General features: G+C 37.7%; 23 protein-coding genes. 8 read left to right on the forward strand and 15 right to left on the reverse strand.

What is annotated here, in order from left to right; translation table 11 throughout:
- The first annotated feature begins 25 nt into the window (after nt 1-25).
- The 4 genes from QFZ31_RS13525 (at nt 26) to QFZ31_RS13540 (ending at nt 3,798) form a co-directional block, all read left to right on the forward strand.
- Nucleotides 26-814 (forward strand): C39 family peptidase, encoded by a 789-nt coding sequence (locus QFZ31_RS13525; protein ID WP_307303532.1) that lies wholly within the window; start codon nt 26-28, stop codon nt 812-814.
- A 195-nt stretch (nt 815-1,009) separates the two neighbouring features.
- Nucleotides 1,010-1,888, forward strand: coding sequence for a metallophosphoesterase (locus tag QFZ31_RS13530; RefSeq protein WP_307303533.1), 879 nt, complete (start codon nt 1,010-1,012; stop codon nt 1,886-1,888).
- Between the two features lie 131 nt (nt 1,889-2,019).
- Nucleotides 2,020-2,496, forward strand: coding sequence for a YkyB family protein (locus QFZ31_RS13535; protein WP_307303534.1), 477 nt, complete (start codon nt 2,020-2,022; stop codon nt 2,494-2,496).
- Between the two features lie 147 nt (nt 2,497-2,643).
- Nucleotides 2,644-3,798, forward strand: a complete 1,155-nt coding sequence (locus QFZ31_RS13540; protein WP_307303535.1) for an aminotransferase A — start codon at nt 2,644-2,646, stop codon at nt 3,796-3,798.
- A gap of 34 nt (nt 3,799-3,832) precedes the next feature.
- Here QFZ31_RS13540 and QFZ31_RS13545 read toward each other — a convergent pair whose 3' ends face one another.
- From QFZ31_RS13545 to QFZ31_RS13585, 9 genes are all read right to left on the reverse strand, one after another.
- Nucleotides 3,833-4,012, reverse strand: coding sequence for a hypothetical protein (locus tag QFZ31_RS13545; RefSeq protein WP_283864333.1), 180 nt, complete (start codon nt 4,010-4,012; stop codon nt 3,833-3,835).
- Between the two features lie 67 nt (nt 4,013-4,079).
- Entirely contained in the window at nt 4,080-4,958 is an 879-nt protein-coding gene (locus QFZ31_RS13550) for an NAD(P)-dependent oxidoreductase (protein WP_307303536.1), read from the reverse strand.
- Nucleotides 4,959-5,117: 159 nt separating this feature from the next.
- A complete protein-coding gene (locus QFZ31_RS13555; RefSeq protein ID WP_307303537.1) occupies nt 5,118-5,591 on the reverse strand; it encodes a hypothetical protein in 474 nt (157 codons plus the stop codon).
- A gap of 88 nt (nt 5,592-5,679) precedes the next feature.
- Nucleotides 5,680-6,465, reverse strand: coding sequence for an SDR family oxidoreductase (locus QFZ31_RS13560; RefSeq protein ID WP_307303540.1), 786 nt, complete (start codon nt 6,463-6,465; stop codon nt 5,680-5,682).
- Nucleotides 6,466-6,580: 115 nt separating this feature from the next.
- The gene (gene ptsP / locus QFZ31_RS13565; RefSeq protein ID WP_307303542.1) at nt 6,581-8,293 is read right to left on the reverse strand and encodes a phosphoenolpyruvate--protein phosphotransferase; all 1,713 of its coding nucleotides are present in this window, start codon (nt 8,291-8,293) and stop codon (nt 6,581-6,583) included.
- Nucleotides 8,293-8,559, reverse strand: coding sequence for a phosphocarrier protein HPr (locus QFZ31_RS13570; RefSeq protein ID WP_063251531.1), 267 nt, complete (start codon nt 8,557-8,559; stop codon nt 8,293-8,295). Before QFZ31_RS13570 ends, ptsP begins: the two co-directional genes overlap by 1 nt.
- A gap of 330 nt (nt 8,560-8,889) precedes the next feature.
- Complete coding sequence (locus QFZ31_RS13575; RefSeq protein ID WP_307303544.1) at nt 8,890-10,542, reverse strand: glycerol-3-phosphate dehydrogenase/oxidase; 1,653 nt, start codon at nt 10,540-10,542, stop codon at nt 8,890-8,892.
- A gap of 47 nt (nt 10,543-10,589) precedes the next feature.
- Nucleotides 10,590-12,080 carry a glycerol kinase GlpK gene (glpK, locus tag QFZ31_RS13580; protein ID WP_307303545.1) on the reverse strand — a complete coding sequence of 497 codons (1,491 nt, stop codon included), beginning with the start codon at nt 12,078-12,080 and terminating at the stop codon, nt 10,590-10,592.
- Nucleotides 12,081-12,144: 64 nt separating this feature from the next.
- Nucleotides 12,145-12,339 (reverse strand): hypothetical protein, encoded by a 195-nt coding sequence (locus QFZ31_RS13585; RefSeq protein WP_179597505.1) that lies wholly within the window; start codon nt 12,337-12,339, stop codon nt 12,145-12,147.
- A 230-nt stretch (nt 12,340-12,569) separates the two neighbouring features.
- Between QFZ31_RS13585 and QFZ31_RS13590 the strand changes: the two genes are divergently transcribed.
- On the forward strand, nt 12,570-12,758 hold the full coding sequence (locus QFZ31_RS13590; protein WP_063251529.1) for a YkvS family protein: 189 nt from the start codon (nt 12,570-12,572) through the stop codon (nt 12,756-12,758).
- A gap of 219 nt (nt 12,759-12,977) precedes the next feature.
- On the opposite strand, the gene QFZ31_RS13595 is transcribed toward QFZ31_RS13590, so the two are convergent.
- Complete coding sequence (locus QFZ31_RS13595; RefSeq protein ID WP_307303547.1) at nt 12,978-13,097, reverse strand: DUF6254 family protein; 120 nt, start codon at nt 13,095-13,097, stop codon at nt 12,978-12,980.
- 148 nt (nt 13,098-13,245) lie between these two features.
- Here QFZ31_RS13595 and QFZ31_RS13600 point away from each other — a divergent pair, with 148 nt between their 5' ends.
- Complete coding sequence (locus QFZ31_RS13600; protein WP_307303549.1) at nt 13,246-13,857, forward strand: CPBP family intramembrane glutamic endopeptidase; 612 nt, start codon at nt 13,246-13,248, stop codon at nt 13,855-13,857.
- 45 nt (nt 13,858-13,902) lie between these two features.
- On the opposite strand, the gene QFZ31_RS13605 is transcribed toward QFZ31_RS13600, so the two are convergent.
- A complete protein-coding gene (locus QFZ31_RS13605) occupies nt 13,903-14,952 on the reverse strand; it encodes a hypothetical protein (RefSeq protein ID WP_307303551.1) in 1,050 nt (349 codons plus the stop codon).
- A 207-nt stretch (nt 14,953-15,159) separates the two neighbouring features.
- Here QFZ31_RS13605 and QFZ31_RS13610 point away from each other — a divergent pair, with 207 nt between their 5' ends.
- A complete protein-coding gene (locus tag QFZ31_RS13610) occupies nt 15,160-17,319 on the forward strand; it encodes an ATP-dependent Clp protease ATP-binding subunit (protein ID WP_307303554.1) in 2,160 nt (719 codons plus the stop codon).
- Nucleotides 17,320-17,534: 215 nt separating this feature from the next.
- Here QFZ31_RS13610 and QFZ31_RS13615 read toward each other — a convergent pair whose 3' ends face one another.
- The 4 genes from QFZ31_RS13615 to QFZ31_RS13630 all read right to left on the reverse strand — a co-directional run bounded on the left by QFZ31_RS13615 (nt 17,535) and on the right by QFZ31_RS13630 (nt 22,400).
- Complete coding sequence (locus tag QFZ31_RS13615) at nt 17,535-18,920, reverse strand: IS1182 family transposase (protein WP_307301853.1); 1,386 nt, start codon at nt 18,918-18,920, stop codon at nt 17,535-17,537.
- A 139-nt stretch (nt 18,921-19,059) separates the two neighbouring features.
- Nucleotides 19,060-20,754 (reverse strand): M3 family oligoendopeptidase, encoded by a 1,695-nt coding sequence (locus QFZ31_RS13620; protein ID WP_307303556.1) that lies wholly within the window; start codon nt 20,752-20,754, stop codon nt 19,060-19,062.
- A 98-nt stretch (nt 20,755-20,852) separates the two neighbouring features.
- Nucleotides 20,853-21,293: a MarR family winged helix-turn-helix transcriptional regulator gene (locus QFZ31_RS13625; protein WP_179597516.1), complete on the reverse strand. Its 441-nt coding sequence runs from the start codon at nt 21,291-21,293 to the stop codon at nt 20,853-20,855.
- A gap of 117 nt (nt 21,294-21,410) precedes the next feature.
- A complete protein-coding gene (locus tag QFZ31_RS13630) occupies nt 21,411-22,400 on the reverse strand; it encodes a phosphotransferase enzyme family protein (protein ID WP_307303558.1) in 990 nt (329 codons plus the stop codon).
- A gap of 150 nt (nt 22,401-22,550) precedes the next feature.
- Here QFZ31_RS13630 and QFZ31_RS13635 point away from each other — a divergent pair, with 150 nt between their 5' ends.
- Entirely contained in the window at nt 22,551-23,783 is a 1,233-nt protein-coding gene (locus QFZ31_RS13635; protein ID WP_373459847.1) for an MFS transporter, read from the forward strand.
- Nucleotides 23,784-23,812 lie beyond the last annotated feature (29 nt).

Genomic DNA, 23,812 nt, shown 5'->3' on the forward strand with positions numbered 1-23,812 from the left:
AAGTCCTATGATTGGAGGATACCTTTTGAAAAAACTTTGCTTAATGGTTTCAATTCTTCCACTTTTTGGATGTAACAATACAGATGATACTGTTTCAAAACAAACAAAGAAACAAAGCTACACGGAAATATATGAACAAATACCGAGCACATCCATTAGGAAAACGGAAAATCCCGACATTGTTCTTAAAAAAGTTAACAATCAGCCAGCTAAAAAGGATTCAATGATGCTGGACGTTGTATTAATAAAACAAAATCCAGAACTGAGATATGGGTGTGAAGTAACAAGCCTCGCCATGGTTTTAAATCATGCGGGTGTCAATATAGACAAAATGGAATTGTATCGTTCCATTCAAAAAGATCCTGATCCTATCAAAAGATCAGCAAATGGCGACATTTTAAATTGGGGCAACCCTGCCGATGGTTTTGTTGGAGATATGACAGGAAGGCAGGCTGGTTATGCCGTCTTTGATAAACCCATGGAAGCACTGGTGAATCAAAAGCTGCCAGGGAGAGCAATAAATTTAACCAATCAGCCATTTGAACGAGTTCTAGAGCATGTTTCTGCTGGTTATCCTGTAGTAGTTTGGACAACAGGTGATTATCGGTTGCCTGATCGCTGGGAGTCGTGGAATCATGGGCAGCAAGTGATAAAAACACCTCTTGACCTGCATGCAGTAGTTCTTGTAGGGTATGACGCAAACTATGTATATTTGAATGATCCACTTTCCGGTAAAAAACAAGTAAGAGTGGGAAGAAATCAATTTATTGAATCCTGGAAGGCCCTTCAGAGCAGGGCTATTAGTTATAAGTAATTATAAAAGCAGCCAAAAGTGGCTGCTTTTATGTATTTTTTCTCAGTTTTAGAATATGAACTAATATATACCTTTCTATTTTAAAATTTTCATTATCAAATTACTTGCAAAATGGACGGATTTTAACGAAAATACGAATGACTCTCTTTTAATGAATAGATAAAAAAAAATTGGAGATAGGTTGGTAGGATAAATATGCCCCAAAAAATGAAAAGGAGAACTTTCTTGAAAAGTACTTTTGGTACATTCCTCACGGTTCTCGGTCTTGGTTCAGGCGGTTACTTCTATGCCAATCGAATTGAACCTTCACTACTAGAAATCAATAAAATCGAAATTAAGCATACCCTAATTCCAGATAGTTTTAACGGAATAAAAATTGTCCAATTTAGCGATACACATCTAGGGTTTCACTATAATGTCAACCAATTTAAAAAGTTAGTAGAAAAAATTAATGAACTAGAGCCTGACTTAATTTTTTTTACAGGGGACTTATTGGACGAGCCAAATAAATATGGTGAAATCAATAAAATCGCTCCAATTTTAAAGCAATTAAATGCCACTATCGGTAAATATTGCATTTACGGAAACCATGATCATGGGGGCTATGGTTCAGAAATCTATCGGAACCTTATGGAATTATCTGACTTTACTTTACTGCTAAACGAATCTCTACTTATCAAACAAAAAGATGGCAGCTCTATTTCTCTTATAGGAATAGATGATCGTATGCTCGGAAAACCCGACTTGGATTTAGCCATGAAACGAGTCCCTGACGATTCATTTAAATTGCTTTTATCGCATGCTCCAGATGTTGCTGACGAAGCCTTGAATTATGGGATACATTGGCAATTAAGCGGGCATAGTCATGGAGGGCAGGTGAAAATACCTTTTGTTGGTGCACTCGTAATCCCACCGTTCGCACAGAATTACCCTGAGGGTCTATATACGATTAGCGGGGTCAATGCCTTATCGCTATATGTAAACCGAGGAATTGGTACCACTCGTCTGCCCTTTCGATTCATGGCGAAACCTGAATTAACTGTATTTACACTTATCTCATCTGGAACAGATTAGAAGAATCCTTGCCATTGATTGGATAAGGATTTTTTTATTTTTTACAATAATGTTTTTACTTTCTTGTATTTCTATTTTACAATTAAGAATAATAAAGATAGACAATATAAAAGATAAAAGGAGTACCTATTTTGACTGATGATAGAAAACAACCCCATACAAAAGCAAAGCTAACGATCGATAACCTCTCACAAGCTCTCTTTATTGTTAATCGCCATGCGAAAACAGCTCCAAACCCCAAATTTTTATACAAATTAAAGCATGAATCTTTAAAGAAATTAATCGAAGAAGGAAAAGCAAAAAAAATAGGTCTTCATTTTTCACAAAATCCACGTAATAGTAAACAACAATCCGACGTCCTCGTTGAATGTGGTCATTATACTTTTCATATTCCTCCTACCAAGTCTGACTTTGCTGAACTGCCTCATTTGGGTAAATTAGATGGAAGTGTTAGAAATCCAAAAACCTCACTTTCACTAAGCCAAGCAAAATCGGTTTTACAGACATATACCGGAATTAAAGAAATGGAGCAGCCACCTTCAAACCCACAAAAAAACCGCCCCTATCAAAAACCAATTTTTAAAAAGTTAGGGGAAAGATATACGTAAAAAAGCCGGAGTCATCCGTCTTTTTTACGTTTTTTTATGGTTAAAAATATCCTTCCTCAATCTCCACACGCTCATTATTGTAGAATATTTCTATAAATCTGTTTATAATCAAAAGTACTGATTATAGCAATGGAAGGGTGAACAAGGGTGGAACATTTAATAAATACCAGAGTTCAAGAAATTGAAGTTTCGGGCATTAGAAAATTTTATAATATGGTGTCACACATAGATGATGTCATCTCACTAACGATTGGTCAGCCAGATTTTCAGACACCAGAGCATGTCAAACAAGCTGGCATCAAAGCGATTGAGGATAATTTCACCTCCTATACCCATAATGCGGGTATCAGTGAATTACGAACTGCCGCTTGCGATTTCGTTGCAAAGAAATACGGGCTCACTTATGAGCCAGATTCGGAAGTAATTGTTACTGTAGGAGCAAGTGAAGCTATTGATATCACATTTAGAACCATTCTAGCTGAAGGTACAGAGGTAATTTTGCCTGGGCCCATATATCCTGGATATGAACCCATCATTCAGATGTGTGGGGCAGTACCTGTGCATGTCGATATCAGGGATAATCAATTCCGATTTACATTAGACATGATTAAACCTTATATAACTGATAAGACACGCTGTATTGTCATGCCTTATCCATCTAATCCGACAGGAGTCAGTCTCACAGAGATAGAGTTAAAAGAAATAGCTGATTACTTAAAAGAGAGAAAAATATTCGTACTTGCAGATGAAATATACAGCGAGTTGACTTATGATCAGCCGCATATTTCCATTGCTTCGTTTTTAAAAGAGAAAACAATTGTAATAAATGGCTTATCAAAATCTCATTCAATGACCGGGTGGAGAATAGGGTTCCTATTTGCTCCTAAAGACATTACGAAGCACATCTTAAAGGTGCACCAATATAATGTTTCCTGTGCGGCATCCATTGCACAAAGAGCCGCTTTAGCTGCTTTAACAACTGGAATGGATGATGCCATTCCAATGAAAAAGGAATATATCAAAAGACGCGACTATGTTTATAATCGTTTAACTGCAATGGGGCTTCAAGTCGTTAAGCCTGATGGGGCCTTTTACTTTTTTGTAAAGATCCCCGACTTCATTCAATTAAACAGTTTTGATTTTGCACTAGAGATGGTTCATCAAGCAAAAGTTGCAGTAGTTCCTGGAAGTGCATTCTCTGAATACGGTGAAGGTTATTTTCGATTATCATTTGCCTGTTCACTTGAAAAGTTAGAAACCGGATTGAACCGAATAGAGACATTTTTTAATACGAAAAAATAAAATTACCCTCACTGCTGCAGTGAGGGTAGTTTTATTATTGACCTTTGTATTTACCATTGTTTTTAGGTGCTTTTTCTTTTTTAGCTTTATCTTTATGAATTTTATTTGTTGCTGCTGAGCCCATCTCATGAGCGAATTCTTCATTTAAAACAGCAGAATCGAATCCCTTTTTATTCTTTTGCTGTGGGTCATTCTTTTTTGTTCTTTTTGCCATAAAAAGTTTCCTCCTATTTCAGCTTCTATCATAGTTTCTGAAAACAGGAGGTATTTATACAAGCCTATTAGGACTTCCAATATTTATAAAGAGCCTGCGTACCGCTATTTTCCTCGCCCATTTCAGAAAGTTTGTCATACAGTTTTTTGGCCAAAGTTAAACCTGGCACTTCCATGTTCATGTGCTCAGCTTCATCCAAGGCAATTTTCATATCCTTAATAAAATGTTTTATGTAAAACCCTGGTTCAAAATTACCGTGAAGCATTCTTGGTGCAAGATTGCTTAATGACCAGCTGCCTGCAGCACCAGCGGTAATACTTTTTAAAACGGACTCTGGATTTAAACCAGCTTTTTCAGCATATACGATCGCTTCACAAACCCCTATCATATTAGAAGCAATTGCAATTTGATTGCACATTTTGGTGTGCTGGCCAGCACCAGCTTTTCCCTGGTACACAATATTTGACCCCATCAGGCTTAGGAGCGGTCTTATTGCCTCCACGTCCTCTTCTTCGCCGCCAACCATTATTGACAGCTTTGCTTCCTTTGCGCCTACATCACCTCCGGAAACAGGTGCATCAATTGCATGAATGTCTTTTTCTTTTGCTGCTTTAAATATTTTTACTGCCAGTGATGGAGCGGAAGTTGTCATATCGATGATATAACTGCCTGCTTTAGCATGATTAACCAATCCATTTTCCCCCAGGTAAATCTCTTCAACGTCTGAGGGATACCCGACCATGGTAAAAATAACATCTGCCTTTGAAGCTACTTCTTGAGGTGTCCCCCCCCAATATCCACCTTTTTCAAGTAGATCTCCTGCCTTTTCCTTTGTCCTTGAATAAACAATTACTTGATAGCCGGCCGCCAATAGATGTCCGGCCATACTTTTCCCCATGACGCCTGTCCCGATAAACCCAATTACTGTATTTTCTGGAATAACCAATCTGATCAATCCTCTCCTACGATTATGAATTTTACTTCTCGATTATATAATTTATAACACAAAAAAACCGGAACTAAGTACTTTCCGGTCATCGTGCTCAATCTCCAAATTTATGCACCTTTTTAGTCTCTCCTAGTTAAAAAAGTGATAAACACGATTTTAGAGCTCTGACGAAAAATTTGTTAAGTAAACCCTACCAAAAACTTCTTGATTGTTATATATCTCAATTGATACGGCATGATTTTTTTCTATCATCGTTTGAAGCTCGTGAATGTGCAGGTCATCTTGTAACGGAAGCGGATCCATGAAAATATATTTTTCACCTGTACCCTTAACCTCTAAATATTCACCATTAAGAACTTGTTCTTCACCATATATAATTTCGCGTTTACCAATTGCCGAGGCCAAGCGATCATCATGTATGGTAACTTTCACTTTATATAATTCATGTCTATCTAATATTTCATTATTAATTCTAAACCGAAATTGAAGTTCGTTATTCTTTGTTAACAAGGCATCCGCATATCGATTTACTATTAGTTCCTTTGATAAAGGTAATCCACATCCAGTAAGTACTGTTCCTAAAAGCATCATACTCACTATGACAAAAACCATTTTTATACTTCTTCGCATGATAAACACTCCTTTATGTTTTTACCTTAGCCATATATTGTTGGTAATAAACGTTAAACGAGGTTGGTTATTGGAAGTGGATAGAATGTTAAATAGATTTAATCATACCCCCATCAACTAAAAAAGAACTTCCGGTCATATAAGTATTCGCATCGGATAGGAGAAAAACTGCAACATTCGCAAACTCCTCAGGCGTTCCATATCTCCTTAGCGGAATTTGGGCTTTCATCGACATTTCAACACTTTCAACGTCCACTCCCTGTTTTTCTGCAGTAAACTGGTCTAAGTGTCTCACACGATCGGTAGCAATTCGTCCAGGTGCTATCGTATTAATTAAGATATTATGTGGAGCTAATTCTGAAGCTAATGTTTTGGAGAGCCCTACGATTCCTGTTCGAAAGGTGTTGGAGAGTATTAAGCCTGGTATAGGTTCCTTTATCGATGACGATGCAATATTAAGAATCTTACCACCTTGCTCCTTTAAGTATGGTAATGCCTCACGGATTGCACGAATATAAGATAACAAATTAAGTTCAAACGCATTTTGCCAATCATCATCGCTTAAATCCTCGAAAGTGCCAGCCGGCGGACCACCAGCATTATTAATCAGTAAATCAAGACTACCAAATGCCTCAATGGTTTTAGAAACAAGTCTTTTAATATCTCCAGTTTTGGTGATATCTGTTTTTTGGAAAGCAACCTTACCGATGCCAATTGATTCTAATTCAGCAGCCTTCTTTATTAGTTTCTCCTCATCTCGTCCAGAGATCATTACATTCGTGCCTTCTCTGACTAATCGTTCGGCAATAGCAAAGCCTAAGCCTTGACTAGACGCCATAATAAGCGCTGTTTTCCCGCTCAAATTAAAATCCATCCGATCCATCCTCCTTGAACCTGTCTATCCCTATTATACTAAAAATTCCCTCTAATTCCTAAATCATGTACAAAAAAAAGAGACAGATTGGATTCTGTCTCTTTTGATATCGTTTCTATTTGGTCGCTGCGTTAACTGCTTCAATTACTTGAGCGGTTGTTTGCATATTTAAGACTTGTTTAGCTAGGCTTTCCATTTCGGATTTAGTCAACTTTTTAATTTGTGAACGTGCTTTTAAGATAGACGTCGCACTCATTGAAAATTCGTCTAATCCTAGACCAAGAAGTAGTGGTATCGCGGTTTCGTCTCCAGCCATTTCACCGCACATTCCTGCCCATTTACCTTCTGCATGTGCTGCATCGATAACCATCTTAACCAATCGTAAAATCGATGGGCTATATGGCTGGTAAAGGTATGACACACGTTGATTCATTCGATCTGCTGCCATTGTATATTGGATTAAGTCATTTGTACCAATACTAAAGAAGTCAACCTCTTTAGCAAATTGATCTGCTAAAACAGCTGTCGAAGGAATTTCAACCATGATTCCAAGTTCTATTTTTTCTGAAACTGTTTGTCCAGCAGCAATAAGCTTTTGTTTTTCATCTTCAAGAATCGCCTTAGCTTCACGGAATTCATCAAGAGTGGCAATCATTGGGAACATAATTTTTAAGTTTCCAAAGCTGCTGGCACGAAGAAGCGCTCTAAGCTGGGTACGGAAAATATCTTGTTCCTCTAAGCATAAGCGAATAGCTCGAAATCCCAAAAATGGATTAAGCTCTTTTGGAAGCTGAAGATATGGGAGCTCTTTATCGCCGCCGATGTCCAATGTTCGAACAACAACTGGCTTCCCATTCATACCTTCTAGGACCGCTTTATAAGCATCAAATTGTTCTTCTTCCGTAGGAAGCTGGTCTCTGCCCATGTAAAGGAACTCAGTTCGGTAAAGTCCCACACCTTCCCCGCCATTAGCAAGGACACCCTTTAAATCATTAGCAGTTCCAATATTAGCCGCTAATTCAACATGATGGTTGTCAGCTGATACCGTTTTTTCATTAACAAGCTTTGCCCATTCAATCTTTTGAGCTTCAAATTGCTCATGGATATTGCGGTATTCTGCCACAAGTTCTGGAGTCGGGTTAATATGTACTTCACCTTTAAGACCATCGACAATAACTAGGTCACCATTGTTGATTTCTTCTGTAGCCGTTTTGGTACCTACTACCGCTGGAATCTCCATGGAACGAGCCATAATGGCCGAATGCGAAGTGCGTCCGCCGATATCGGTAGTAAATCCTAATACATACTGTCTGTTTAATTGAGCTGTATCTGAAGGAGTTAAATCCTCAGCAACAATAATTACTTCTTCAGCAATCATGCTTGGATTTACCAATTGTACGCCTAGTAAATGAGCTAAAACACGCTTTGTAACATCGCGGATATCCGCAGCACGTTCTTTCATATACTCATTGTCCATTTGTTCAAACATCATAACAAACATGTCAGCTGTTTCTTTTAATGCGGCTTCGGCATTTACTTTTTCAGACTTAATCTTGTCCTCGATTGGTCCATTTAACTCCGGATCAGTGAGAACAAGTAAATGTGCTTCAAAGATAGCTGCTTTATCAGCACCAAGTTCAACATGGGCACGATCACGAATCGCCTCAAGCTCTGCTTTAGATTTCTCTATTGCCGACTTAAAACGAGATACCTCTGAAGCAGTATCTTCAATTGTCTTTTTATCAAATGATAAATTTGGTTCTACCAAGCGATATGCTTTTGCAATGGCAATGCCATTGGAAGCAGCAATTCCCTGTAAAAATGCCATTATTCAGCCAGTCCTTCTTTTTTCAATAATTCTTCAAGGCTTCTTAAAGCTTCTTCACTGTCACTTCCTTCAGCACTAATAGCAATATCTGCACCCTGGCCAATTCCTAGAGACATAACGCCCATAATCGATTTTAAGTTAACCTTCTTACCCTTATATTCTAAATTGATTTCTGAATCAAATTTGCTTGCTGTTTGTACAAGTAATGTTGCTGGTCTAGCGTGAATCCCTGTATCAGCTGTTACTTTAAATTGTTTTTCTGCCATGTTAAATCAATCTCCTTCTCATTAATGTAAAATGATGCTGGCTTATTACTACTAACAGCTTATAGTCAGATAAGACCACTGAGCTAATTGTTATATTTTCTCCAAAAAGAAATGAAGTATGTAAGCGACGAGCCTCATTTTATTATTAGATTTTCATACATTTGCTAGAATAACATGTTCACACCTTAGAGACAACCTATATCACTTTTTGTAAGCGCATTAAAAAATCGACAAATCGTTTTTTTGAAAAAGTTCACAAAATAGCCATAAAAAAAGCTTACCTTATAGGCAGCTCATCAACTAGATCCTTTATTAAATGATCCCTAAACCTTACACTGTACCAGAAGCAATCTTCAAAGCAGTTTCTAATTCTTTCGTATATTTTACTTTATCTGTTTCATTCCATTCCAATTTATCTGCCATAAACTCAATAACTGGTTTTTTATAAGAATCGACAGAATGAATATTGAATAAGACATCTCCAGAACGGCGTATAAAAAAGTCAGTTGGCGAGGCAGCCATTTCACAATACAGCGCATAAACAAGCTTTGCAAAAAGCATGTCCGGGATGCCATATTTTATCGCCTCTGTTCGATTTGCGCGGAAAAAATGAAAGACCTCTTCAATATTTGATCCATATATAGAAGCTAGCTGTCTAGACTCTATTAAAGTAAGACCAGATTCCACTCCCATTGATGCTTTTTGTGAGATAAAATCAGGAAATTTTGCTGATCCGCCTACATTCCCACCAGAAACAGCCAATTTTTTCGTTTTACATGCTGTGTATAGGGTATTTTCTTGTTTGGACAAACCTGCCGCTAACAAATTAACCACGGCTTCAGCCATTTTTCGATAACCTGTTAGTTTTCCTCCTGCTATTGTTATTAGCCCCGAATGTGACTCCCAAATTTCGTCCTTCCTTGAAATATCCGAAGCTTTCTTGCCTTCCTCAAAAATGAGCGGGCGCAGCCCTGCCCAACTTGACTCAATGTCTTCATCTTGAATATTCATTTCAGGAAACATATAATTTATTGCATTGATTAAGTAATTTCGGTCATTTTTGGTTATCAAAGGCTGTAGTTTATCTCCATTAAAGAAAGTATCTGTTGTACCGACATACGTTTTACCTTCACGAGGTATGGCAAAAACCATTCTGTTATCAGGGGTATCAAAATAAATAGACTGCTTTAATGGAAATCGACCTTGATCAATGACAAGATGAACTCCTTTTGTTAGTTGCAGCGATTTTCCATTATTAGAATGATCGAGTTGACGCACATCTTCCACCCAAGGGCCCGCTGCATTAACAATTTTTTTTGCGCAAATCTCGTATTCAGTTCCTGTAAATTCATCTTTGACCATTACCCCGTTGATGGTATTTTTTTGATAAATAAACCCAATGACCTTTGTATAATTAATTGGCAGGGCACCGTTTTCATTTGCCTTTTTTAAAACTTCAATCGTCAAACGTGCATCGTCAGTACGGTACTCCACATAGTATCCACCGCCAATTAATCCTTCCTTCTTTAACAATGGTTCTTTGGCTAATGTCTGTTCTTTCGAAAGCATGACCCTTCTCTCTGTTTTTTTAACTCCTGCGAGAAAATCATAAACTCTTAAACCTATGGAAGTACTAAACCTGCCAAAGGTACCTCCTTGATAGATAGGAAGTAACATCCATTCAGGTTTTGTTACATGAGGACCGTTTTCAAAAACAATTTCCCGTTCTTTCCCCACTTCAGCCACCATTTTTATTTCGAATTGTTTTAAATAACGAAGCCCGCCATGAATTAATTTTGTTGAACGACTGGATGTGCCAAAAGCAAAATCCTGCATTTCAACTAGTGCTGTTGTCATCCCTCTCGTTGTGGCATCCAGTGCAATCCCTGCTCCAGTAATCCCGCCGCCAATCACTAAAACATCAAATTCGATCTTTTTCAAGCTTTCAATCATTTCATTCCTATTTATGTTAGAAAACTTCATATTTTTCCCCCTAAATAGAAGACGATAATTGAAAAGATTTATCAAATCTATTTAAAGACCATCGCAGCATCGACTGCCTTTTTCCATCCATTATAAAGGCTCTTTCTCTCCTCATCAGACATTGTCGGATCGAATTTCTGCTCAGTTGCCCATTGCCTTGATATTTCCTCCTGGCTTTCCCAGTAACCTACCGCCAGTCCAGCTAGATATGCTGCTCCAAGCGCAGTGGTTTCACTAACTTTCGGTCTTTCTACTGGTACATTTAAAATATCACTTTGGAATTCCATTAAAAAATTATTTTTTACTGCACCGCCATCTACACGAAGGGTTTTTAGCGTGATTAAAGAATCAGCTTCCATCGCAGATAGTACGTCTTTGGTTTGATAAGCTAAAGATTCGAGTGTAGCCCTGACAAAATGTTCCTTTGTGGTTCCTCTTGTTAAGCCAAAAACAGCACCTCTTACATCACTATCCCAATAAGGTGTCCCTAAACCTACAAATGCAGGAACAACATATACACCTTCAGTAGAACACACTTTTAATGCATAAGACTCACTATCTTTAGCATCTTTAAACATTCTCAATCCGTCACGGAGCCACTGAATAGCTGAACCTGCAACAAAGATACTTCCTTCAAGACAATATTCAACCTTTCCGTTAAGTCCCCATGCTATAGTCGTCAGTAAGCCATTTTTAGACCGAACCGCTTTATCACCTGTATTCATCAGCATAAAACAACCCGTACCGTAAGTATTCTTAGCCATCCCTTTTTCGAAGCACGCTTGCCCGAAAAGTGCAGCCTGCTGGTCACCAGCTATCCCTGCAATGGGTGTCTCCCTTCCAAAAAAATGATAATCGACTGTATTTGCATATATTGCAGATGAGGGCATAACTTCAGGCAGCATAGCTTTAGGAATGTCCAATATCGTAAGTAATTCATCATCCCACTTAAGGTCATAAATATTAAACATTAATGTCCTGGAGGCATTGGAGTAATCTGTTACATGTGCACGTCCTCCCGAAAGCTTCCATACAATCCAAGTATCAATAGTTCCAAATAAAAGCTTACCCTGTAACGCTTTTTCACGTGCACCATCGACATGATCCAAAATCCATTTGACTTTTGTTCCTGAAAAATAGGCGTCTATTAAAAGACCTGTTTTTGAGCGAAATAGATCATCATAGCCCTGTGCTTTCAATTCCTCACAAATTTCACTCGTTTGCCTTGATTGCCAAACGATTGCGTTATAGATAGGCTCACCAGTCTCCCTATCCCAAACAACAGTGGTTTCTCGTTGATTCGTGATACCTATTCCATCAATCTGCTCTGGCTTGATTCCAGCTTCAGATAATACTTCAGCAATAACAGATAATACGGAGCCCCAAATTTCATTTGCATTTTGCTCTACCCAGCCAGGTTTAGGAAAATGCTGGGTAAACTCTTTTTGTGCAATAAAAACAATTTCCCCCTGCTTATTGAATAAAATAGCCCGCGAGCTTGTTGTCCCTTGGTCTATAGAGAGAATAAACGTCTCCAAAAAAATCCCCCTATTCACTATATGATTTATTTCTATTTAAAATACGAGAGCATGTTATGGTCAATTAGCTTCTTGGCTCCTTCAGGTATTGATAGAGTACATCTCCACCTCGTTGACCTATGCCACGGAAATGTTTAAAGTCCTCCCTTTTGACAAGGACTTGACGAAAATCCATAAAATCGTCTTTCTTAACATAAAACTCAGATAGCTCACCTTTTTTTAATTTTTCCAAGACTTCTTGCACAAATTGTTCGTTCATAAACGCACCACCTTTATTCCCATTTTATAGTAAGAAGCATTATCGTAGTCAATATTTGTATGATATTCTATAAAAATATCAGCAATAAATGTAAACGATTGCATTTTTTTATATTTGTTATTAAAAATTAACAAAATTGTCAAAAAAAATCCTTTACGAATCATACAAAGTAGTGCAAACTGTAACTTAAATGAATATATATAGATTGTCAGGTAAAGGAGAGAGACTAATTGAAAAAAGCAGAAGTAGGAAATGTCATTGAATTCCGCGGCGGATTAAAAGGTATTGTAGAAAAGGTCAATGAAAACTCTGTAATAGTCGACCTAACACTTATGGATAATTATCGTGACTTAGAATTGGATCAGCGGACTGTTGTAAACCATAAAAATTATAAGATTGTAAAAGAAAGCGCTTATTAAATTGAAAATTTTGTAAATTAGGCAGCCTTAGGCTGCCTTTTTATTTGTTTTACCGTGTTAAATTTGGTCTGTTGATTTCCGTTCCAGGCACTTCGCTTTCCGCGGGCGGTCCGGGGAGCCTCCTCGGCGCTGAAGCGCCTGTGGGGTCTCCCCGGACCCGTCCTCCCGCAGGAGTCTTCGTGCCTACCACTCCAATCAACAGGGTGCAAAATCAACATTTTATTTATCTCGTCCAGCTTCTTTTAATAGCTCATCTTTTGATTTTACTTTTCCGTGCGGGTTTTGGTCTTGTTTACGGACCGTCCATTGTCGCTCTTGCTGGCTTTGGGATTTGCTCATTGTTACTCCTCCTTTCCTTTCACCTTCGTATTTTTTGCATTTTCCTTCTTCTTATTAATAGGAATCGCCCAAAAGTGTGATGTAAACATTTCCTTTCATAAATTTTTTTTGTTAAAATAAATTTTATTGTTAGAAAGGAGGTAATAGAATGAAGAATAGCATTCTTGATCTTCGGCTAATCACTGGTTTCATTATTGCTCATGCTCTTATGTATTTCACCTTTTATGACAGAGCCATATTTTGGTACATATTTACTGGTTCACTTCTTATATTAATTACTTATGCGATGTTTCAAGAAGCTGTAGAAGATGAAGCGTCATTTTTCAAATATATCTCCCTCGGTACTTTATCAGGATTACTTCTCTATTTATTATTTTGGCTGGGCGTACAAGCCTTTGACCTGCTGAATTTGCCTTTTGAAAATAGTATTAAAAAACTCTACCGCTGGTTTGCTCCTGCGTTATTTTGGCAGTACCTGGCACTAATTTTAGTAGCAGCACCTGGAGAAGAACTCTTTTGGCGCGGATTCGTTCAAAAGAGACTACTCCGTTATTTTGGGCCATTCAGGAGTATTTTAATTGCGGCTTTACTTTATGCTTCAGTTCATATCTATTCAGGCACACTAATCCTAATGCTTGCTGCCTTCCTTTCTGGTCTTATGTGGGGTGCACTTTATTTATGGAAGAAAAGTATGCCTTTAGTGATTGTTTCGCATATTGTTTTTGACATCATGATTTTCATTATTTTACCATTAAAATAGGAAAAGCAACTGTCAGAATTATCGACAATGCTTTTCCTATTTTTATCATTTATTCACTTTTTCGTTCAGAGGCTTTCTCCATAATAGGATAAAAAAGATTAGGCTAATATAGCCAAACAATGGATAGAGATTCGACAACAGTTTGCTGTAGTCAATCAGACTGATCAGATAAGAAATGATAAAAATAGCTGTAATCGTAATATAAGTAGGAACCTGAACAAACTGTTTTAACTGACGGTCCAGTCCAAAAACGTTTCCTATGACGGATGTAAAGATTTCACCATAAATAACAAGGACAAATATCCAATAAAAAAAAGGAGCTATTTGCTTCATAATAATTGCCATCGGTATCTCATAGAGCTCTACATTTGGCAGCATTATCAAGGTAAAGTGGCTGGAGATTAAGATGAGAGTTAATGCTGCCCCTCCTAAAATCCCGCCCCACTTTATGGTCCAATCATCTTTTATTTCATTTGCAATTGGAACGAGCACAGCCTGTGCTAAAGCAAGGTTTAACGCTGTATAAGAAAAGGGAGCTAATATACTTTTCCAGCTATCCTCTGTATGTGGTATAAATAATAAATGATTGACAAAATCAGACTGTGTAATAGAAAGTGACATTAACATGAGACTAAAACACACCATAATGGGTACAACAAAGGAATTGACTGCAAATAAGCCCTTTGTACCAACCAGCATGACAAGAAAGGATAAAAATATGGTTATAGATACTCCTAAATTCTTCGTTAGGCCCAATTGCTCTTCGAACACTGCTCCTGCTCCAGCAAGCATAACTGCACTTACTCCAAGAAGCATAAAAAGCATGATTATATTAATACACCTGCCTGCCCATTTTCCAAACAAGTGTACATTAAATTCTTGGTACGAAACTGCGTTAATTCGAGCAGCAATTCTCATTAACTTTGAACCTAACACAATAAGGAGGTAACCGCTCAATAAAATACCTAGAAAGCCCATGAAGCCAAACCGTGAAAAAAATTCTACGATTTCTCTTCCTGTAGCAAATCCCGCCCCCACGACTGTACCCACATACACTGCGGCGATTTGAAATGCTGCCGACCAATTCTTTTTCACCCAATCTCCCCCTCAAATACAATATATGAGCAAGAGGACAAACAAAGACGAGCTTTTTTAAAACAAGCAATTTTTGTTTGTAGAAAAAATTACCATAGGCAAAACTCTTGAAAGTCAAAAAAGGTCAAAGTATACTAATCACACAAGGTCAAATATAGTCAAAGTCAAATAAATAGTAAATTTTAATTTTATAGGAGGTTTTATATTATGCTGTGTCAATTATGTAAAGAAAACCAAGCCAATGTTCAACTAAATTTAAACATAAATGGACAACACAGCAATATGAAGCTGTGCCATGAATGTTATACAAAAAATAAAAATGCTATTCATTCAGGAATGTCTCCAAAAATGAATTCCTTCCCTGGTTTTTCATTTGATGATTTATTCTTTAATATGAAGGGGACCGAAAATAATCATTTAAATGACCAGAAACCATTTCCACAACAGGGCCAGAATGGCAAGGGAGGCTTTATTGATCAATTTGGCCGTAATTTAACACATATGGCCAAAGCTGGTCTCATTGACCCTGTGATTGGCCGTGACGAAGAGGTTAAAAGGGTCATTGAAATATTGAACCGTCGTAATAAAAACAATCCAGTGTTAATTGGTGAACCGGGTGTCGGGAAAACCGCTATTGCTGAAGGTCTTGCGATGAAAATAGTCGATGGAAAGGTACCTGGCAAATTAAGAAATAAAGAGGTTTATTTACTAGATGTTGCTTCTTTGGTTGCGAACACTGGTATTCGCGGGCAGTTTGAAGAAAGAATGAAGCAATTAATTACAGAATTACAGGAGCGTAAGAATATCATTCTTTTCATTGACGAGATTCATCTCCTTGTAGGAGCAGGTTCTGCAGAAGGTTCAATGGATGCTGGAAACATTTTAAAACCAACTCTTGCACGCGGCGAACTTCAACTTATCGGTGCAACAACACTGAAAGAGTACCGTCAAATAGAAAAAGATTCAGCTCTAGAACGACGTTTCCAGCCGGTACAAGTAGCAGAACCGACACCAGAGGCGGCAATTGAAATTTTAAAAGGGATTAAGAAAAAATACGAGGATTACCATGAAGTAACTTATTCTGACGCTGCGATAAAAGCATGTGTTCAGTTATCACACCGTTATATTCAAGATCGTTTCTTACCTGATAAAGCGATTGATTTACTTGATGAAGCAGGATCTAAAATTAATCTTACTTCAGATGGTCAAAGCAAGGATCAGATTGAGAAACGTTTACAAGAAATAGCTGTTCAAAAAGATTCAGCTCTAAAAAATGAAAACTATGAATTAGCTGCCTCACTTCGTGATGAAGAAGCTTTACTTGAGAAAAAGTTAAATGAAACTTCAGAAATCAGCAGACCGGTTGTAGAGCTATCACATATTCAAGAAATCATTGAACAAAAGACCGGTATTCCTGTTGGTAAATTACAAGAGGATGAGCAGCAAAAACTTAAAGCTCTAGAAGAAAACTTAAATACTAAAGTCATCGGCCAGAAGAAAGCTGTGGAAAAGGTTTCAAAGGCGATTAGAAGAAGCCGTGCCGGCTTAAAATCTAAGAATCGTCCGATTGGTTCTTTCCTTTTTGTCGGGCCAACAGGGGTTGGTAAAACCGAGCTTTCTAAAACACTGGCTGAAGAATTATTTGGTTCATCTGAAGCGATGATTCGTCTCGATATGAGTGAATATATGGAAAAACACAGTATTTCCAAATTAATAGGTTCTCCTCCAGGCTATGTAGGTCACGATGAAGCAGGACAACTGACTGAAAAGGTAAGAAGAAATCCTTACAGCATCATTTTATTAGATGAGATTGAAAAAGCGCATCCAGATGTTCAGCATATGTTTTTACAAATTCTCGAAGATGGACGTCTTACAGACAGTCAAGGAAGAACAGTAAGCTTTAAGGATTCAGTTATCATTATGACAAGCAATGCTGGTGTGGGACATAAAACCATTCATGTTGGCTTTGGAACAAATGAAGCAATCGAAGAAGCTTCTATCTTAGATTCTTTGGGCAGCTTTTTCAAGCCTGAGTTTTTAAACCGTTTTGATAGTATTATTGAATTTAACTCACTTGAAAAAGACCATATCATGCAAATCGTTGATTTAATGGTTCGTGATTTACAAGAAACGTTAAATGAGCAAAATATTGAATTTACGATTACACTTCAAACGAAAGAAAAGCTTGCGGAGTTAGGCTACCACCCAGCATTTGGTGCACGTCCTCTTCGTAGAGTTATTCAAGAACACATCGAGGATAAAATTGCAGACTATATTTTAGAGGAGCCTGAGGCAATTAAACTAACGGCTATCATAGAAGATGGACAGTTGAAGGTTACAGCAGCTGAAGGTGTTAACGTTCATTAATAGAAAAAGCGAAGCCACTAGGCTTCGCTCAGATTGTCGAGAAAGGTATCTTTCTCGGCAATTTTTATTTTTCTGCCTGCCCAAAGGCCTGTTGATTTCCGCTCCAGGTGCTTCGCTTTCCGCGGGCGTGCCGGGGAGCCTCCTCAGCGCTTAAGCGCCTGCGGGGTCTCCCCAGCCCCGTACTCCCGCAGGAGTCTTCGCACCTTCCGCTCCAATCAACAGGGGGAATGAACCTGGAGATTGCCACACACTTTTTCAAACCTGGCTAAGTGCGTGGCAATCTTTTTCATGTTTTGGCATGCTGCGGTAAGTAACACTTGCTCACTCGCATTTTGCAATCCCCGTAACCTACAATAGCGAAGCCCATGCAGTTCTTTTGAATCTGCGAAGCTTCGCTCTACTTTTTCTTTTCTAAATTTATATAGTATTTTACCTGACTTTGAAAGTCTGTTAAGTCGAACCTTTTCCTTATGTTCCTCCCAAACATGTCTGGTAACTACTTTTGTTTTATTTTGAGATTTTGTACACTCAGGCAGGAGTGGGCAATTAGTACACTTTTTAGGATCTGACTTATATTCCCGATAACCTTCTCTTGTAGTTGTACGATATTGTAACTCCTGACCATTTGGACAAACATACAAATCTCTATCTTTGTCATATGTAAACTTCCATTTAGGAAATAACCCTTTTGTTGATTGATATCTTCTGTGAGCGATAACTCCAAAAATATTGCGTTCATTAAGTCCCTTACAAATCGGATTTGTCAGGTAACCCGAATCAAGTGCCACAGCTTCTACTTTAAATCCAAAACGTTCGACCTGACGGTCTAACCGTGAAAGATAGGGGACAGAATCGTGAACATTTCCTGGTGTAACATACGCATCAGTTATGATGTTAAACTTCATGTCGGTAGTTCGATGATCAAGATAACAGAACATCTCCTGTTTATTCTCTCGTGACATAAACCCGCATTCAGGATCAGTTGTGCTCAGTCGTATTTCCTTTTTCTCGGTCACCTCCTCCTTTTCCTTTAAAGGCTTTTTTCCATGATCTCTCCTGTCTTCCTCAATAGCTTTGTTTAAATCTTCTACATATTCACGTGTTTCAACTTCCACTTCAACTCTAGAGAATTTATGTTTGTTTGCATTCGCTTTAAGGTGTGTGGAATCGGAAAATAAAACTCTTCCTCCAACCATCTTGTGGTTAATTGCTTTGAAGACAATCTCATCAAAAATTTCCTGAAATATATTTGTATCTTTAAAACGGGTTCGCCGATTCCAACTAATGGTGGAATGATGGGGAACTGTATCGTTTAGCTTTAATCCTAAGAACCATCGATAGGCCACATTCGTCTGAATTTCACGCTCTAATTGTCGTTCAGAACGAATGCCATAAAAATATCCGATAAACATCATCTTAAAGAGCTGTATAGGGTCCGAAGGACGCCCGTTATTTTCTGAATAAAAAGGACGGACCTTCTCACCAATAAAAGAAAAATCAATATACTTGTCCACCTTCCTTAATAGGTGATCTTGCGGTACTAAATCATCAATAAAAACAAATTCAGCTTCGTTTTGTATTTCTCTTTTTGGCTTATACATTCTATCCACCGTCCTGTTATTTATATGTATATTATAGCATATTAACGCGGTGAATCATTAAAGTAATTACAAAAAATAATAGCTGTCGAGATTTTCTCGACAGCCTGAGCGAAGCCACTAGGCTTCGCTTTTTTCATTATTATAACTTTTTATCTTCAACGGAATTTAACCAGTTTTCAATTTCGCCAACTACTGATTCTACGCATCCATCCTCAAATGGTGAAATCAGATTAGCTTCTTTAACCAGATTTGTAAATGACATGCTTCCGCCAAGTTTGCAAAGATTTACATAATCTGCCCAAGCCTCTTCTTGATTTTCTCTTGAACGTTTCCAGAATTGGAAGGCACAAATTTGTGCTAAAGTGTAATCGATATAATAGAAAGGTGAGTTAAAAATATGTCCTTGTCGCTGCCAGAAACCACCATTCTCTAAATAAACATTTCCATCATAATTTTTATGCGGCAAATATTTTTTCTCAATTTCACGCCATTGTTGTTTACGTTCTTGAGGAGATGCCTGCCAATTTTCATACACCCAGTGTTGGAATTCATCTACGGAAACTCCGTATGGAAGAAATAATAACGCGTCACTTAAGTGGGAAAATTTATATTTATCGGTATCTTCCTTAAAGAAAAGGTCCATCCACGGCCAAGTGAAAAATTCCATACTCATGGAATGGATCTCACAAGCCTCATAAGTTGGCCAATAATATTCAGGGATTTCAAAATTCCTGCTTGAATAAACCTGGAAGGCATGGCCGGCTTCATGTGTTAATACATCAATATCCCCAGAGGTTCCATTGAAATTTGAAAAAATAAACGGTGCCTTGTAGTTTTCGATATATGTGCAATACCCGCCGCCAGCTTTACCTTTTTTAGCTACAAGATCCATTAGGTTATTATCTTGCATGAATTTGAAGAATTCACCTGTTTCTTTAGATAATTCTTCATACATCTTTTGTCCATTTTCAATAATCCATTCAGGACTGCCTTTAGGCGCGGCATTTCCTGTTTTATAGTTAAAGCCCTCGTCGAAGTATTTTAACTGTTCTACCCCTATACGTTCCTGCTGTCTTGCCTTTAACTTGGTCGCAATAGGAACAATGAAGTCCTTCACCTGTTGGCGAAAGTTCGCCACCATTTCTGAATTATAATCAGTTCTCATCATTCGATAATAGCCTAGCTCAACAAAATTTTTATAACCTAGTGTATGGGCAATTTCTGTCCTTACCTTAACAAGTTCATCATAGATCCGATCAAGTTCGCTTTCATGCTCAGCTAAAAAACCAAACTTTGCTTCAGAGGCAAGCTTTCTCATTTCCCTGTCTGTTGATTGGGTGAAAGGCTCCAATTGTGCGAGTGTTCTTTCTTCCCCTTCAAAATTAATTTTTGCAGAAGCAATTAATTTTGTATACTCTGTAGATAAACGGTTTTCTTTTTGAAGCAATGGTACAATTTCTGGTTTAAAAGTCTTCAATTGCCCCTCAGCCAGTGCAAATAATTGCTTGCCATATTTCTCCTCTAGATCATTCCGATATTTAGAATCAACAAGAGCCTGATAATATTTCGTAACCAGCCCTTCTATTTCAGGCTGAACTTCATCCATATAATCCTGCTCAGCTTTATAAAACTCATCATTCGTGTCAACAGAATGACGGATATAGCAAAGATTAAACATGGTCCCAATATCATTTCTAATTTCATTCACTTCGTTCATGGCTAAACTTTGCTCTTCTAGAGAAGAAGCATTCGTAAATTTTTCGATTGCCGTTTCAAATCTTGCTTTTACTTCGTCAAGGTTTGGACGGGTATATGTATACTCTTCAAATCTCATGGAAACAACCCCTTTATATCAAACTTTTTCCAACTATTATTTTTCGACACTACCCATTAATATTCCTTCAGGCAAAAAAAAATACGGCAAATGCCGTATTAAAATTTACCAGCTGGCAACCCCAGTTTTTTCAACAATTCAATCGCTTCTTGTTTTTCCGGATCTGTTAAACTAGACATTAGTGAATGAATCTGCTCGGCGTGTTCAGGAAATATTTCTTGAATAAACTCTTTCCCTTTATCTGTAATTTGTGCAAAGGTTACTCTTCTATCGTTAGGACAAGCGATTCTTACTAAGAATCCTTTTTGTTCTAACTTATCTACAACATAGGTGATGCTGCCGCTGGCCAGTAATATCTTCCCGCCTATTTGCTGCATAGGCTGATCACCTTTATGATATAAAAGCTCTAATACAGCAAATTCCGTTGGATTTAATCCACTCGCTTGTATAACTTTATTAACATGCTCATTAATCGCTTTATAAGCTCTTGATAGAACAATATATAGCTTTAATGATTGAGATACAGAATCGTTTTCCATAAAGAATCATCCTTTTAATAAAATCTCGAGCTGTCTAGCTCCAGCACCTAAGGGCTTCGCCTAATTTATTATCTCGACTTCAAGATTATTATAAAAAACTTTTTGTTTCATGTCAATTTAACCTAGTTTTACAATAGGTTCTTTCTTAATAATTCTAGACTTCAATCCCTCTATCATACGATTTATTTCTACATCTCTATCTTCTGGCGAGATTTTTTTATGTAAAACAGAATAAAGAGTTATATCTCTTAACATGAAAAATAATGGAAGCTGTTCTTTCCAGGCCTCAGGTAATGAGTGGTGCTCTTCATACCCCTGTATAAAATGGGCTAGGAAATTGCTTGCAAACTGCTCCCGTTCCATTTCACTACTATTATGGTAACCATATAAAACGGAATAATAGAGCGGGATTGCAATATCAGAAGCAAACCAATGATAACTACAATCGTCGAAATCAAAAACATGAACACATTCACCATCATAAAAAAAGTTACCTGAATGGATATCGCTGTGGATAAGTCCAAAATTATCCTTGTTTCTTGGGAGCAATTTCAATTCCTTAATTAACTGTTTAGTATTCTTAATAATCTCTTTCTCATTTGGCACATAGGTTTCAATATCTAGCAATTCCTCATCCTCCCAAGATGGACGAAGCTTTATCTCTTTACTTGGTTTGTACTCCTTCGTGACAGAATGCATTTGACCTATTGCTTTGCCCCATGCATGAAATAACTGATTATTGAATACATCCGATTTAATTTTCACAGGGTAACCATCTACTTTTGAAAATAGGCAAGCATAAAAAAACGATCCGTCACCTGCTGGCAGGTCTTCGATTAATTGATTATTTGATGATGTAAATGCTTCTGGGCAATTTACCTTTTGCTGATGTAAAAAATTCATCCAATCAAGTTCAGCTAGAATCTCATCCTTACTTCGATGCGAGCTATGTGTGATTCTCAGTATAACTGGGTTGTTCCCACGATAGGCTTCAAAAACATAATTCTCAAAATCGCCAAGTTTTATTACCTCCGTTTGCAAATGGAAAGACGTCAAAAAGCACTTAAGAATTTCTTCCGTAAACAAGATTTCCACTGATTTCTCCATCATAATCCCCTTTTTCTTTCATTAATGGCTTTCACATTCATTATATTTAAATATTTCGATTATAGAAACATTCCATTTCTCATTTTTATAGATTTTATGTATGATAGGATTATTGAGAAGATTGATAATTTCATAAAAGAGGTGCGGAAAATGAGTCAACCAGCTACAATGTCTGCAAATTCATCAAAAGCCTCAGACACGACGATGTATAATATCCTTTTTATTATAGGGCTTTGTCACCTGCTCAATGATGCCATACAAGCTGTTGTACCGGCGATGTTTCCAATTCTAGAAAAATCAATGGGGTTATCCTTTACCCAGCTTGGTATCATTGCCTTTTCCTTAAATATGGTTTCATCCGTTTTGCAGCCAGTGGTTGGAGTCGTGACTGATAAAAAACCAATGCCTTTCGCTTTACCAATAGGACTTACCTTAACTCTATGCGGTGTTCTTGGATTAGCATTTGCACCTTCATTTGGTTTAATTGTTTTGTCGGTAATTTTCATTGGCTTTGGATCTGCAGTTTTTCATCCTGAAGGCTCTAGGGTAGCCTATATGGCTTCAGGCAGAAGAAGAGGGCTTGCACAATCTATATATCAAGTTGGCGGTAATACCGGGCAGGCATTGGCTCCGCTTATTACAGCACTTATCCTTGTTCCACTAGGACAGAAAGGTGCTTCATGGTTTTCGCTTGTTGCGGCATTAGCAGTATTATTATTAATCTACATCGCTAATTGGTATAAACAGAGATTAGCTGCAAACCTTCCCCTTTTAAAAAAGAAAAATTTACCGTTAGATAAAAATAACGGTCTATCAAAAAGGGTTAAACAGTCACTATTATTAATTCTTTTACTGATATTTGCAAGGTCTTGGTATATATCGGGGATGACTAATTTCTATGCTTTCTTTGCCATTAAGGAATACTCCCTGACGATTAAGGAATCACAGCTTTTCTTATTTGCCTTTTTAATTGCTGGTGCTTTAGGAACTTTTTTTGGCGGACCACTTGCTGATCGCTTTGGTAAGAAAAAAGTAATTTCATTTTCTATGTTGTCTACTGTTCCATTTGCCATCCTTATTCCTTTTGTACCTTCGGTCCTGGCATTTCTCTTTCTAACGATTACAGGCTTTATCTTAATGACAAGCTTTTCGGTTACTGTCGTATACGCACAAGAACTTGTTCCAGGAAAAATCGGAACGATGTCGGGGTTAACGGTTGGACTCGCTTTCGGCATGGGGGCTATCGGATCCGTTGGACTTGGATACATTGCAGACTTATTTAGTTTGTCATCCATGGTCTCCTCCATTGGATTCTTGCCATTGCTTGGTTTAATAGCGTTCCTGCTGCCCAGTGATCAAACGGTACAAGAATGGAATCAATAGTATGAGAAAAGGATGGGCTCAGCCCATCC

Origin of the sequence: Neobacillus niacini, assembly GCF_030817595.1 — a bacterium.
GTDB classification, from domain to species: domain Bacteria; phylum Bacillota; class Bacilli; order Bacillales; family Cytobacillaceae; genus Neobacillus; species Neobacillus niacini_G.